A 13251-nucleotide genomic window follows, 5' to 3' on the forward strand; every position below is an offset into this window, starting at 1 on the left:
GCCCGCTCGACGGAGTCCGCCCGGCCGGCGGGGGGGGGCCCCCCCCCCGGGGGCCCCCCCCCGCTTCCGGTCGGTCCGTCGACTCAGCTGAAGGAGTCGCCGCAGGCGCAGGAGCTGCCCGCGTTGGGGTTGTCGATGGTGAAGCCCTGGGCGTCGATCCGGTCGGCGAAGTCGATGGTGGCGCCGGCCAGGTAGGGGGCGCTCATCCGGTCGACGACGACCTCGACACCGTCGTAGTCGGTGACGACGTCACCGTCGAGCGAGCGCTCGTCGAAGAACAGCTGGTACCGCAGGCCGGAGCAGCCACCCGGCTGCACGGCGACCCGGAGCCGCAGGTCGTCGCGGCCCTCCTGCTCGATCAGGGCCTTGACCTTCTGCGCCGCGACGTCGGTGAGGACGACGGTGCTGGGGGCCTTGGCCTCGGTCGACTCGGTCTGCGCTGGCGTGGTCACGTGGAAGTCTCCCTGCGCGGTATGAGGTCCGGACGTCCTGGCCAACGCCGCACGTCCGCCAGTGATTCCCGGTGTGGTCCGTCTTTCGATCGTACGCCGCCTCCGGCGTCACCACCCGGCGGCGTGACCAGCGGAACCGGTCAGCGGCTCCACTGCCGCGCCAGGCGGGCGCCGAGCGCGCGCAGCCCCTCGGCCGGACGGGTCATCGCCGCGTCCACTCCCCCGTGCTCCTCGCCGCCGAAGTGCTCGACCAGGCTGTGCGCCTCGGTGACACCGGCCGCTGCCGCCTCCCGCCGCCCGGTGCTCACCCGTCCCGCCAGCACCACGCAGGGCACGCCCCGGTCCCGGGCCGCGCCGGCCACGCCGGCGACCACCTTGCCGCGCAGCGACTGGTGGTCGAACGAGCCCTCACCGGTGATCACCAGGTCGGCCGCGTCGAGCGCGGCGTCCAGCCCCACCGCGCGGGTGACCAGCCCGATGCCGGACTCGCACCGGCCGCCGAGCGCCAGCACCGCCGCGCCGAGGCCGCCGGCGGCGCCGCCGCCGGGCAGCGCGCCCAGCCCGGACGGGCAGCCGGGCAGCAGCTCCGTCAGCACCTCCGCCCAGCGGGTCAGCGCGGCGTCCAGCAACAGCACGTCGGCCCGGTCGGCGCCCTTCTGCGGGCCGAAGACGCTGCTCGCGCCGTGCAGCCCGAGCAGCGGGTTGTCCACGTCGGTGGCGGCGACGAGCGTCGCGCCGCGCAGCCGGGGCTCCCCGTCGAGCGCGGCCACCCCGGCGAGCGCCGCGCCGCCGTACGGCAGGGCCCGGCCGGCGCCGTCCAGCGGCGTGACGCCCAGCGGGACGAGCATCCCGGCGCCGCCGTCGTTGGTGGCCGAGCCGCCCAGCCCCACCACCACCGTGCGCGCGCCCGCCTCGACCGCGGCGGCCACGAGCAGCCCCAGCCCGTACGAGGTGGTCGCCTTCGGATCGCGTTCGGCGGCGGTGAGCAGGTGCAGCCCGCACGCCTGCGCGCTCTCCAGGTACGCGGTGCCGTCGTCGGTGAGCAGGATCTCACCGGCGGCCGGGCGACCGAGCGGATCGACCGTGGGCACCGGCACCCGGCGTCCGCCCAGCGCCCCGGCGAGCACGTCGACGAACCCCGGCCCGCCGTCGGCGAGGGGCCGGACCAGCAGCTCGTCGCCGGGGGCGACGTCACGCCAGCCGTCGGCCACCGCAGCGGCCACCTCGGGGGCCGGCAGCGTGCCGGCGAACTTGTCCGGACAGAGCAGCACGCGCATGCGCAGCAGTGTGGCAGGCCACATCGGGGACGGCTGCGCCGTGGTCGCGCTGTGGGACCATGGGGGCGTGACTTCGACCTGGGTTGAGCCGTCCAACACCGCCACGGCGCTGCTGCTCCTCGGCCGTGGCAGCGACCCCGCCACCGAGCGTGGCGTGGAGTGTCCGGGTGATCTCCCCGCGCCGAGCGACCCCGACCTGGTGGCCCGCGCCGCCGCCGCGAAGGCCGCGCTCGGCACGAAGGTGTTCGTCCTGGGCCACCACTACCAGCGCGACGAGGTGATCCAGTTCGCCGACGTGACGGGCGACTCGTTCAAGCTGGCCCGGGAGGCGGCGGCCCGCCCGGACGCGGAGTACATCGTCTTCTGCGGCGTGCACTTCATGGCCGAGAGCGCGGACATCCTCACCTCGGACGCGCAGAAGGTGATCCTGCCCGACCTCGCCGCCGGCTGCTCGATGGCCGACATGGCGGTGCTGTCGCAGGTCGAGGCCGCGTGGGACACGCTCACCGACCTGGGCATCGCGGCCGAGACCGTGCCGGTGACGTACATGAACTCCTCGGCCGACATCAAGGGCTTCGTCGGCCGCAACGGCGGTGTGGTCTGCACCTCGTCGAACGCCAAGCGGGCCCTGGACTGGGCCTTCGAGCAGGGCCGCAAGGTGCTGTTCCTGCCCGACCAGCACCTCGGCCGCAACACCGCGGTGCTGGAGATGGGCTTCTCGCTCGACGACTGCGTGCTCTACGACCCGCACAAGCCGAACGGCGGGCTGACCCCGGCGCAGCTGCGCGACGCGAAGATGATCCTGTGGCGGGGGCACTGCTCGGTGCACGGCCGCTTCACGCTCGACAGCGTCAACGACGTACGCGAGCGGGTGCCGGGCGTGAACGTGCTGGTGCACCCGGAGTGCCGCCACGAGGTGGTGAACGCCGCCGACCTGGTCGGCTCGACCGAGTTCATCATCAAGGCGATCGAGGCGGCCCCGGCCGGCTCGGCGTGGGCGGTGGGCACCGAGCTGAACCTGGTACGCCGGCTCGCGCTGGCCCACCCGGACAAGCAGATCATGTTCCTCGACCGGGCGGTCTGCTACTGCTCGACGATGAACCGGATCGACCTGCCGCACCTGGTCTGGGCGCTGGAGGAGCTGGTCGCCGGGCGTGTGGTCAACCAGATCACCGTCGACCCGGACACCGCCCGACACGCCCGGTCCGCGCTGGACCAGATGCTCGCCCTCCCGGGAGCCTGATCACCGTCGGTGACCCCACTGGCACGGAAACGCACCGGACACCCCGGTTCGTGCCCTCGCTGGCGATGTGACCGATTCCATTCCCGTCACGGAGGGCTATGCTGCCGGGGCGACGACACACGCGGCCCGTTTTCCCATGACCGCGTTCCGGGTAGCGATGAACTTCGTGCACCCATCACTAGACACGGCAGCACCCAACGCGCTGGAGGTTGCGTTGACCGACGACGTCCTGGTCGTACACGGAGGCACTCCGCTTGAAGGGCGGATCCGCGTGCGCGGCGCGAAGAACCTGGTGTCCAAGGCGATGGTGGCCGCCCTGCTGGGCGACACACCCAGCCGGCTGTTCGACGTGCCGCGTATCCGTGACGTCGAGGTGGTCCGCGGTCTGCTCGGCCTGCACGGCGTCAAGGTCAGCGACGGCGACGAGGAAGGCGAGCTCGTCTTCGACCCCACCAACGTCGAGAGCGCCAGCACCGACCAGATCAACGTGCACGCCGGGTCCAGCCGGATCCCGATCCTGTTCTGCGGCCCGCTGCTGCACCGGCTCGGCCACGCCTTCATCCCCGACCTGGGCGGCTGCCACATCGGCCCGCGCCCGATCGACTTCCACCTCCAGGCGCTGCGCGAGTTCGGCGCAACCGTCGAGAAGACCCCGGAGGGGCTGCACCTGTCCGCGCCCAACGGGCTGCACGGCACGAAGTTCGCGCTGCCGTACCCGAGCGTGGGCGCCACCGAGCAGGTGCTGCTCACCGCGGTGATGGCCGAGGGCGTCACCGAGCTGCGCAACGCGGCGGTCGAGCCGGAGATCATCGACCTCATCTGCGTGCTGCAGAAGATGGGCGCGATCATCAAGGTGCACACCGACCGGGTGATCGAGATCCAGGGCGTCAAGAAGCTGCACGGCTACACCCACCGGCCGATCCCGGACCGGATCGAGGCGGCCAGCTGGGCGGCGGCGGCGCTGGCCACCCGCGGTCACGTCGAGGTGCTGGGCGCCCAGCAGGCCGACATGATGACCTTCCTGAACATCTTCCGGTCGGTCGGCGGCGAGTACGAGGTCACCGACCTGCGCCCGCCGCGCGGCGGCAGCCCCGGCCAGGAGGGCGGCATCCGGTTCTGGCACCCGGGCGGCGAGCTGAACGCGGTGGCGCTGGAGACCGACGTGCACCCCGGTTTCATGACCGACTGGCAGCAGCCGCTGGTGGTCGCGCTCACCCAGGCCCGGGGCCTGTCGATCGTCCACGAGACGGTCTACGAGCAGCGGCTCGGCTACACCGAGGCGCTGAACACGATGGGCGCCAACATCCAGGTCTACCGGGACTGCCTCGGCGGCACCCCGTGCCGCTTCGGCCGGCGCAACTTCAAGCACTCCGCGGTGATCGCCGGGCCGAGCAAGCTGCACGCGGCCGACCTGGTCATCCCGGACCTGCGGGCCGGGTTCAGCCACCTGATCGCGGCGCTCGCCGCCGAGGGCACCTCCCGGGTGTACGGCGTGGACCTGATCAACCGTGGCTACGAGGACTTCGAGGCCAAGCTGGCCGACCTCGGCGCGCACGTCGAGCGTCCCTGACCGTCCCGCTTCACTCGTCCGGTCGCGCCCGGTGCACCCGTGATGTGCACCGGGCGCGGCCGGTTGGCTACCCTTGCCGCGTGCCGTCGCTGTTTCGCCGCAAGTCCGCCGACCTCGTCGAGGAGTCCGTCACCACTGTGACGACCGACGAGGAGCCCGCCGCCGCCCGCCCTCGGGGCTACACGCCCAGCAAGAAGGAACTCGGGCAGCTCACGCCGAAGCGCCCGGTCGCCGGCCGCCGGCCGACCGCGCCGGCCAAGCCGCTGACCAAGGAGGAGGCCCGCGCGCAGCGCCGCGCCGCCCGCGCCGAGGCCGCCGCCGAGTTCCGCCGCGAGGGCGGCCCGCGTGACCGGGGCCCGGCGCGGCTGCTGGCCCGCAACGTGGTCGACTCCCGGCGGACGATCGGCACCTGGTTCTTCGGCGGCGCGCTGATCGTGCTGTTCGGCTCCAACCAGGCCATGCCGCCGATCGTGCGGCTGCTGTCGAACGTGCTGTGGGGCGCGCTGGCGCTCGGCGTGCTGATCGACTCGGTGCTGATCTCCCGGAAGATCAAGCGGCTGGTCCGCGAGCGCTTCCCGAAGAGCACCGAGAAGCTCGGCTCGCTCTACTTCTACGCGATCATGCGGTCGATCACGTTCCGCCGGATGCGCGCGCCCGCGCCCCGGGTGAACATCGGCGACAAGGTCTGACCGGGGCGACCCGGACCGATCGGCCCCTCCCCGCTTCGGCGGTGAGGGGCCGATGTCTTGCCGGGCGCGGCCCGGGCCGCCGCGCGACGCCCCCTGCGGGCCGCGCCGACGCCGCGCTCAGGCCACGCCGAGCAGGCGCAGCACCGCGGTGGTGGCCGCGGCCGCGACCACGACCAGCACGAACGGCGCCCGGCGCCAGGCCAGCAGCAGGCCGACGAGCACACCGGCGGGCCGGGCGTATCCGGCGAAACCGCCGGCCTCGGTGAGCGCCGCGGTGGCGGCGAGCGCGGCCAGCAACGTCGCGGCGCCGACCGGCAGCAGGTGACGGGCCCACTCGGGCAGGTCGAGCCGGTCCCGCAGCAGCACCCCGGCGACGCGGAAGCCGTAGGTGCCGGCGGCCAGCGCGAGGATCACGGCGATCAGCACGAGACCTCCCCGGCCCGCACACTCCGACCATCAGCGGGCGCGTCCGGCACGGCGACCGGACCGCCGCCCGGTGCGGCGTCCGGGCCGGACGGCACGCCGGACCCGCCGGCGGACGCGACGCCCGGGCCGGGCGGCGCGGCGGGTGGACGGCGGCGGGCCAGCAGGGGCAGGGCCAGCGCGGCGAGCGCGAGCAGCACCGGCAGCCCGGCCGGCAGCAGCGGGGTCGCCAGCACTGCCAGGCCGGCGCCGAGAAGCGCCACCCGGCGGGTCTCCCGGTCGCGCAGGCTGGGCAGCAGCAGGGCGGCCAGCCCGGCGGGGAACGCGGCGTCGAGTCCCAGGGCGGCCGGGTCACCGGCCGCGCCGCCGGCGAGCACGCCGAGCGCGGTGCCGGCGTTCCAGGCCAGGAACAGCAGCACCCCGGCGAGCCAGAACGCCCGGCGCCGTTGCGGCCCGGCCGGGCGGGCCAGCGCGAACGCGGTCGCCTCGTCGGTCATCAGGTGGCTGCCGAGCAGCCGCTGCGCGCGCCGGGTGCCGAGCGCACCGCCGAGGGCCAGGCCGAACGGGAGGTGCCGGGCGTTGAGCAACAGGCCGGCGAGCACCGCCGCCAGCGGGTTGCCGGCCACGACGAGCCCGACGGCCATGAACTGGGCGCCACCGGCGTAGACGAACGCGGACATGGCGAGTGTGGCCCACACGGGCAGACCGGCGGCCACCGCCACGGCGCCGAACGACGCGCCCACGGCGAGCATCGCCGCGCCGATGGCGGCCACGTCGCGGAGCACCCGGGCGTCGCCCGTTCGGTATGCCGTACGCATGTCCATTATCCTGAACGGGAGCACGCTGGTTCGTCAAACCGAACAAACCGACCGATGGAGCGAACAGATGGCGATCGACCCCGCTCCCCCACTCGCCACCATCGCCGCCGCGCTGCGCCGCGAACGCGAGCGGGCGGGCCTGTCGCTCACCGAGCTGGCCCGCCGCGCCGGGATCGCCAAGTCCACCCTGTCCCAGCTGGAGTCCGGGTCCGGCAACCCCAGCGTGGAGACGCTCTGGGCACTCGGCGTGGCGCTGGACGTACCGTTCAGCCGCCTGGTCGAACCACCCACCGCCGCCGTCCGGGTGGTACGGGCCGGGCAGGGGCCCCGGATCCGGTCCGAACACGCCGACTTCTCGGCCACCCTGCTCGCCGCCGGCGCGCCGCACGCCCGCCGCGACGTCTACGTGATGGAGCTGGAACCCGGCGCGGTCCGGCTCGCCGAGGCGCACACCCCGCGCAGCGTCGAGCACGTCGTGGTAGCCGCCGGGCGGATGCGCGTCGGCCCCGAGACCGACCTGGTCGAGCTGGAACCCGGCGACTACGCCACCTTCCCGGGCGACACCCCGCACCGGTACGAGGCACTGGCCCCCGGCACCTTCGCCGTACTCGTCATGGAGCACCCGTGACGGCGGACGGCCCGGCCGGGGCGCGGTAGAGCCGGGTCACCACCTCCTCGATGTCCGGCTCCACGATCGAGATGTCCCGCAACGTGGTCAGGCCGGCCAGCCCGGCCACCACCTCGGCGACGCTCGCCCGTTCCAGCGCGAAGACCAGCCGCCGCCCGTCCGCCTCCACCCGCTGCACCGGCGCGCCGGGCAGCACCGGCGGCTCGGGCAGCGCCGCGTCCAGCTCGGCGACCACCATCCGGCGCGAGCCGTACCGGCGGTGCAGCTCGGCGATCGACCCGTCGTGCACCACCCGCCCGTGGTCGATCACCACGAGCCGCCGGCACAGCCGTTCGATGTCGGCCAGGTCGTGCGTGGTGAGCACGAGCGTGGTGTCCCCGGCCCGGCCCAGCTCGGCCAGGAAGCCGCGCACCGCCTGCTTGCTCACCACGTCCAGGCCGATCGTCGGCTCGTCCAGGAACAGCACCTCCGGGCCGTGCAGCAGCGCCGCGGTCAGCTCGCCGCGCATCCGCTGACCCAGCGATAGCTGCCGGACCGGGGTGTCCAGGAACGCGTCCAGGTCGAGCAGGTCCCGGCAGCGGGCCAGCCGGGCCGCGTGCGCGCCGGCCGGCACCCGGTAGACGTGCCGCAGCAGGTCGAACGAGTCCCGCAGCGGCAGGTCCCACCACAGCTGCGAGCGCTGCCCGAACACCACCCCGATCCGCAGCGCCAGCCGGGTCCGGTCGGCCACCGGCCGCAGCCCGCACACCCGGGCCCGCCCCGCCGACGGCGTCAGCACGCCGGTGAGCATCTTCAGCGTGGTCGACTTCCCGGCGCCGTTCGGGCCGATGTAGCCGAGCATCTCGCCGCGCTCCACCCGCAGGTCGACCCCGTCGACGGCGGTCACCGTCCGCTTCTCGCGCCGCAGCGGCCCGGCCTTCACCCGTACCGTGAACTCCTTGCGCAGCCCGTCCATCTCGATGACGCTCATGACCCCGTACTCCGGTAGTGGCGGACCCCGACGCGCCAGGCCAGGGCGGCCAGCGCCGCCGCGACCACCGCGACGCCCGGCGCGGCCCAGCCCGCCCACTGCGGCAGGCCGAGCGGGTCGGCGCGGCCCAGCAGCGCCAGCGCCGGGTGGTAGCTGACGAAGGCGAACCCCATCCCGTACGCGAACAGCGCGCGGAACCACCCGCCGTACACGGTGACCGGGTACGAGGTGAAGTCGCGCCCGCCGTAGGTGACCGCGTTGGCCAGTTCGCCGGAGTCGACCCAGTAGAACGACACCGTGGCGGTCAGCACGAAGACCGAGCCGAAGAAGACCACGGCAGCCAGCGGGGCGACCACCGCCAGCGCGACCCGGCCCGGCGTCCAGTCGATGCCGGCCGAGACGAGCGCGAACAGCAGCACTGCCAGCCCGAACACGGCCCGGGACAGCTTGCGCAACGGCAGGTCCATCAGCAGCAGTTGCGGCAGCGCCCCCAGCGGGCGCACCAGCACGGCGTCGAAGAGGCCGGTGCGCACGTACCGGGGAAGCCGTTCGATGTTGCCGACCAGCAGGTCGGCGGTGGCGAAGCCGCACGACGACAGGCCGACCACGACGAGCGTCTCGCGCAGCGTGAAACCGCCCAGCTCCCGCGTCACGCCGAAGATCACCAGGACGGTGACCACGTCGAACACGGTGGCGCCCACGTTGCCGACCAGGTCCACCACGAACGAGGTGCGGTACGCCGCCTGCGAGCGCGCCTGCGCACCGAGCAGCGCCCGGTACGCCCGCAGCTCAGCCAGATCAGCCACCCTGGACCACCAGACGACGCTCGGCGCGACGCTGCACCAGCCGGCACAGTGCCAGCAGCAGCACCGCCCAGCCGGCCTGCACCCCGACCAGGGTGAGACCGACGGACATCGGCTCCCGCTCGACGAGCACGTCCAGCGGCACCTGGAGGATGCTGGGGAACGGGGTGGCGTACCGCAGAACCGCCTCCAGCGGGCCGGGCAGGAAGCCGAGCGGGAAGTAGAGCCCGGCCAGCACGCCGGAGCCGAGCGTCCACAGGATCATCGGGCCCCGGACGTCCTGCAACCAGTACGCGGTGGCGTTGACCAGGTAGCGGCAGCCGAAGCAGACCACCACCGCGAGCACCGCGGAGAGCAGGAACAGCGGCACCGTGGCCCAGTGCCGGGGCACGTACACGGCGAAGAAGAACGGGCCGACCACCAGCGGCGGCACCAGCCGGACCAGCGACGCGAACCCGGCCCGGCCCAGGTCGGTGGCGAGGTAGCTGGTCACCGGATGCACCGGCCGCAGCAGGTCGGCGGCCACCTCGCCGGTACGGATCCGGTCGGCCAGATCGGTCCAGCCCCAGATCGCGATCACCGCCAGCAGACCCTGGCCGGCCCAGACGAACGTGGCGAGCTGCGCCCGGTCGTAGCCGGCCACCGTGCCCGCCGCACCCGTCGCCGCGAGGAAGATGTAGCAGCGCAGGAAACCGAACACGGTGTTGGTGCACAACCCCGCCACGGCGGCCTGACGGTAGGTCGCGTGCCGACGGAACCCGGCCGCCGCGATCGCGCCGAATGTCCGAAACCATGGGGTAACGTGTGCGCCGGTGGGTGGTGCCACAGTGGCGGTGACCGAGCCCACGCCGTTACCCTCCTTCCGCAGCCACGACGTGCTGGACCGGGCGACTGTACCGGCATGTCCGGCGCCCCAGCGCGAGAATTTCCAATGAGGTGACACCGCCGTGAGCGAGCGACGCGAGCCGGCCCCGGGGCCGTCCCGCGCGAGCGGCGGGAGGGGTTGCCGATGAGTGGCTGGGGCAGCTGGCGCGAGCCGGCCGAACCGGCCTGGGCCGCCGAGCCCACCCACGAGTGGCAGCCGCAGTTCCCCGGGCAGCGCTACCCCGGTGACATCGGCATCGAGAACCTGACGCCGCGTCCTCGCGCCGTGGTCGGCCGGGCCGAGGTACGCCCGGTCAGCCCCGCGCCCGACGCGGACACGTACCCGGTGAGCCCCGCCGGTCCCCGGCCCCCGGCGCACGAGGGCGGGCGCCCGGTGAGTCCGGCGGGCCCTCGCGACGCCCACCCGGTCAGCCCGGCCGCCGGTCATCCGGTCGGTCCGGCCGACCCGCGCCGCGGTGAACCCGTCAGCCCCGCCGGCCCGCACGGCACCTACCCCGTCGGTCCGGCGGGTCCGCGTACCGGTGACCGCGTCGGTCCACGTGACGGTGAGGGCGTCGGCCCGGTCGGCCCGCGTCGCGGTGAGCGGGTCGGTCCGGTCGGCCCGCGTCGCGGTGAACCCGTCGGCCCGCGTGGCGGTGAGCCCGTCAGCCCCGCCGGCCCGCACGGCGCCTACCCCGTCGGTGCCGGTCCACGCGAGGCGCATCCGACCAGTCCCGCCGGTCCACGCTGGGCGGACCCGGTCAGCCCGGCGGGCCCGCGTGACGCGCACCGCGCCGGCCCTGCCGGTGCGCCGGACGCGTACCCGGTCAGCCCCGCCGGGCCACACGGCGCATACCCGACCAGCCCGGCCGCCCCCCGCGAGGCGTACCCGATCAGCCCCGCGTTCCCGCCCGGCGTACACCCGACCAGCCCGGCCGGGCCACGCGGCGCGCACCCGGACGGAACGGCGGGCCCACGCGACGGTCATCCGGACGGACCGACAGGGCCGCGTGGCGCGTATCCGGACGGACCGACAGGGCCACGCGGCGGGCACTCCGCCGGGTCGGCCGGGCCACGCGGCGCGTACCTGGACGGGCCGGCGGCCTCGCGCGGGGCGTACCCGACGGGTGCCGCCGGTCCCGGCGGACGGCGCCCCGCGGGGCCGGACGAGCGGCGCGGGCATCCCGACAGCCCCGGCGCGGACGGCCGCCGGGATCTCCTGCCCGGTCGGGACGGCGGCGAGCGCCGACCGGCCGGCCGCCCCGGTCCGCCGCCGGAGCGGCTCGACCAACGCTGGGTACACCCCGAGGGCGCACCGCGCCGGGCTGCCCAGCCGGGCTGGATGCCGGAGCCGAACGAGACCCCGCACCCCGCCCCGCACCGGCCCGACCGCCCGGCGGACGGCAGGCGCACCCCGGCCGACGGTCGCCCGGCGGCTTCCGGCGAGCGATGGGGCACGCCACCCGATGCTCGCCGGGACCACTCCCCCGGCGGGCGCCGCGAACCCCTGCCCGACGGACGCCGTGGCCCCTTCCCGGAGCCGTCACCGAGCGACCCCGGCCGGGGCCGGCGCGGTCCCGGCGTCGACCGGCGCGACGATGCCGTGCCGCCGCCGGAGCGGAACGCGGCCGGCTGGAGCGACCCGGCTCGGCGTGAGCCGGGCTGGGGCGAGCCGAGCCGGCGTGATCCCGGCTGGGGCGGGCCGGGCCACGACGGACGGCGTGAACCCGGCCCTGACGGCTGGCGCGAGCCCGGCCCACGTCCCCCGGCCGACCGGCGCGAACCGGCGGGTGGCCGGTGGGACGACCGTGCGCCGGGTCGCGAGGCCGCCGCGTACCCGGACACCCAGCGCCGGGCACCCGGGAACGGGCGACCCGCGCAGCAGGGCGAGCCCGACCGGTACGGCGCACAGCGACACCGTCCGGCCGACCCGCAAGCCACCGCCCCAGCACGGCCGGGCACCGACCAGCGTTGGCAGCGCCCACCGGCCGACCGGCCCCGCCCGCACCAGGGCGAGTGGCCCATCGTCGAGCCGCGCCCCCGGCCGGAACCCGACGCGCACCGGCCCGACGAGCGGCACCGCCCGCCCGCGGATCGGCCGGTACCGTCCCGGCACCCGATGCCGCCCGCCGACGACCCGCGGGACGGTTTCGTTCGCCCGGACCCGCGCGACGCCCGGCCTGCGAATGCGGGCGGACAGCCCGACGGCACCGGTCCGCGTACGCAGCCCCACCCCACCCGGCCGCCCACCGCCCCGTCCCGCCCGGACACCGCCCCGTCCCGTCCCGAGGCCGGCCGAGCGCAGCCGGAGCAGGACCGTCGCCGGCCGGACGATGCCGCCGCGCGTCCCGATTCCCGGCCGCAGCAGTGGCCGGTACGGCCCGACGACCGTCCCCGTCCCGCCCCGTCGAGGCCGGATTCACTGTCGGCACCGCGCACGCCCGTACGTCCCGGCGACGGGGCGCCGTCGACCGGCAACGCCCCGCTGCGGCCCGTGCCACCTGCTGATGCGGACGAGCAGCGGCGGATGCCGGCACCGGACCTGCGCGACGCGCCTTCCGGTCAGCCGCCCCGCGTACCCGCGGGCGGCACGCCTTCGGTTTCCACGTCCGGCGTGCCCGCTTCCGCGAGCCCGGTGACCAGCGCACCCGTCTCGGGTATGCCGGACTCCCGCAGGCCCGTCTCCGGCCCGCCCGTCTCCGGCCCGCCCGTCTCCGGCCCGCCCGTCTCCGGCCCGCCCGTCTCCGGCGGGCCCGCCTCGGGCACGCCACTTGCCGGCGCACCGGTCTCCGATTCGGCCACGCCGGTCGTCGGCTCGCCCAGCAGCGGTGCCCGGGCTCCGATCGGCACCGGACGGGCGGAGCGAAGCGAGGAGTCCACCCGCACCACGCCGTCGCGGGGACGGACGGAAGAACGTCAGGGCCCGCCTCCGGTCGATCCGGTCGATCCGACCCAGGCCGCGTCGGCCCGTCCCGCGCCGCCGGCCTATCCCGGCCCCGTCCCTGCCCAGCCGACCGTGCCGACCGCGCCGATCGAACCGGCGGAGCAGCCTGCCGGTCCGGAAGCGCAGGCTATGCAGCGGTCCGCCGTCGAGCCGCAGGCCGGTACGCCCAGCCGCTCCGGCACGGACACGGGCGCCGTACCCGTGCCAGCCACCGGCACCCGACCCGTCCCAGGCGCGGAGGCCGACCGTCGCGACGCCGACGCAGGCGCGACATCCCAGGCGAGCAGCCGGCCGACGCCGGACACGGACGCCGGACGTCCCGAAGCCGACGCGGCCGCCCGGCCCACCCAGGCAACGGACCATCCCGAAACGGACCGTCCCGAAGCCGACGCCGTCGCCCGGGCCGCCCAGGGCACGGACCGCCCCGGAACGGACGCGACCGTCCGGCCCACGCAGGGCACGGACCGCCCCGGACCGGACGCGGCCGCTCGGCCCGCCCAGGGCTCGGACCGTGCCGGAGCCGACGCGACCACGAACCGGAGCGACGAGCCGTCGGAGAACCGCCGCTCG

Annotated in this window: 12 protein-coding genes; 4 read left to right on the plus strand and 8 right to left on the minus strand. The window is 75.5% G+C overall.

The annotated features are described in order from the left end of the window. Positions 1-83 precede the first annotated feature (83 nt). Together erpA and M8C11_RS27060 are read right to left on the minus strand one after the other, a co-directional pair. Positions 84-452, minus strand: coding sequence for an iron-sulfur cluster insertion protein ErpA (gene erpA / locus M8C11_RS27055; protein ID WP_120568749.1), 369 nt, complete (start codon positions 450-452; stop codon positions 84-86). A 140-nt stretch (positions 453-592) separates the two neighbouring features. After that, positions 593-1753: a glycerate kinase gene (locus M8C11_RS27060; RefSeq protein ID WP_252454170.1), complete on the minus strand. Its 1161-nt coding sequence runs from the start codon at positions 1751-1753 to the stop codon at positions 593-595. 43 nt (positions 1754-1796) lie between these two features. Here M8C11_RS27060 and nadA point away from each other — a divergent pair, with 43 nt between their 5' ends. The 3 genes from nadA to M8C11_RS27075 all read left to right on the plus strand — a co-directional run bounded on the left by nadA (position 1797) and on the right by M8C11_RS27075 (position 5231). Then, positions 1797-2972 (plus strand): quinolinate synthase NadA, encoded by a 1176-nt coding sequence (gene nadA, locus M8C11_RS27065; RefSeq protein ID WP_252454172.1) that lies wholly within the window; start codon positions 1797-1799, stop codon positions 2970-2972. 214 nt (positions 2973-3186) lie between these two features. Continuing rightward, positions 3187-4542 carry a UDP-N-acetylglucosamine 1-carboxyvinyltransferase gene (gene murA, locus M8C11_RS27070; RefSeq protein ID WP_120568748.1) on the plus strand — a complete coding sequence of 452 codons (1356 nt, stop codon included), beginning with the start codon at positions 3187-3189 and terminating at the stop codon, positions 4540-4542. An 80-nt stretch (positions 4543-4622) separates the two neighbouring features. Beyond that, positions 4623-5231: a DUF3043 domain-containing protein gene (locus tag M8C11_RS27075; RefSeq protein WP_252454174.1), complete on the plus strand. Its 609-nt coding sequence runs from the start codon at positions 4623-4625 to the stop codon at positions 5229-5231. A 117-nt stretch (positions 5232-5348) separates the two neighbouring features. Here the strand turns inward: M8C11_RS27075 and M8C11_RS27080 are convergent, their stop codons facing one another. Further along, positions 5349-5657: an AzlD domain-containing protein gene (locus M8C11_RS27080; protein ID WP_091421090.1), complete on the minus strand. Its 309-nt coding sequence runs from the start codon at positions 5655-5657 to the stop codon at positions 5349-5351. Then, positions 5651-6472: an AzlC family ABC transporter permease gene (locus M8C11_RS27085; RefSeq protein ID WP_252454176.1), complete on the minus strand. Its 822-nt coding sequence runs from the start codon at positions 6470-6472 to the stop codon at positions 5651-5653. The genes M8C11_RS27080 and M8C11_RS27085 overlap by 7 nt, the downstream gene beginning before the upstream one ends. Positions 6473-6539: 67 nt before the next feature. Between M8C11_RS27085 and M8C11_RS27090 the strand changes: the two genes are divergently transcribed. Further along, positions 6540-7100, plus strand: coding sequence for a helix-turn-helix domain-containing protein (locus M8C11_RS27090; protein ID WP_013287712.1), 561 nt, complete (start codon positions 6540-6542; stop codon positions 7098-7100). On the opposite strand, the gene M8C11_RS27095 is transcribed toward M8C11_RS27090, so the two are convergent. The 4 genes from M8C11_RS27095 to M8C11_RS27110 all read right to left on the minus strand — a co-directional run bounded on the left by M8C11_RS27095 (position 7084) and on the right by M8C11_RS27110 (position 12617). Then, positions 7084-8070, minus strand: coding sequence for an ATP-binding cassette domain-containing protein (locus M8C11_RS27095; protein WP_121683138.1), 987 nt, complete (start codon positions 8068-8070; stop codon positions 7084-7086). The genes M8C11_RS27090 and M8C11_RS27095 overlap by 17 nt on opposite strands. After that, a complete protein-coding gene (locus tag M8C11_RS27100) occupies positions 8067-8867 on the minus strand; it encodes an ABC transporter permease (protein ID WP_030273041.1) in 801 nt (266 codons plus the stop codon). The genes M8C11_RS27095 and M8C11_RS27100 overlap by 4 nt, the downstream gene beginning before the upstream one ends. A gap of 1 nt (position 8868) precedes the next feature. Then, the gene (locus tag M8C11_RS27105) at positions 8869-9720 is read right to left on the minus strand and encodes an ABC-2 family transporter protein (RefSeq protein WP_308212789.1); all 852 of its coding nucleotides are present in this window, start codon (positions 9718-9720) and stop codon (positions 8869-8871) included. 2579 nt (positions 9721-12299) lie between these two features. Further along, the gene (locus M8C11_RS27110) at positions 12300-12617 is read right to left on the minus strand and encodes a hypothetical protein (protein WP_252454180.1); all 318 of its coding nucleotides are present in this window, start codon (positions 12615-12617) and stop codon (positions 12300-12302) included. Between the last annotated feature and the right edge of the window lie 634 nt (positions 12618-13251).

It is taken from the genome of Micromonospora sp. CPM1, from assembly GCF_023896895.1.
Classification (GTDB): domain Bacteria; phylum Actinomycetota; class Actinomycetes; order Mycobacteriales; family Micromonosporaceae; genus Micromonospora; species Micromonospora tulbaghiae.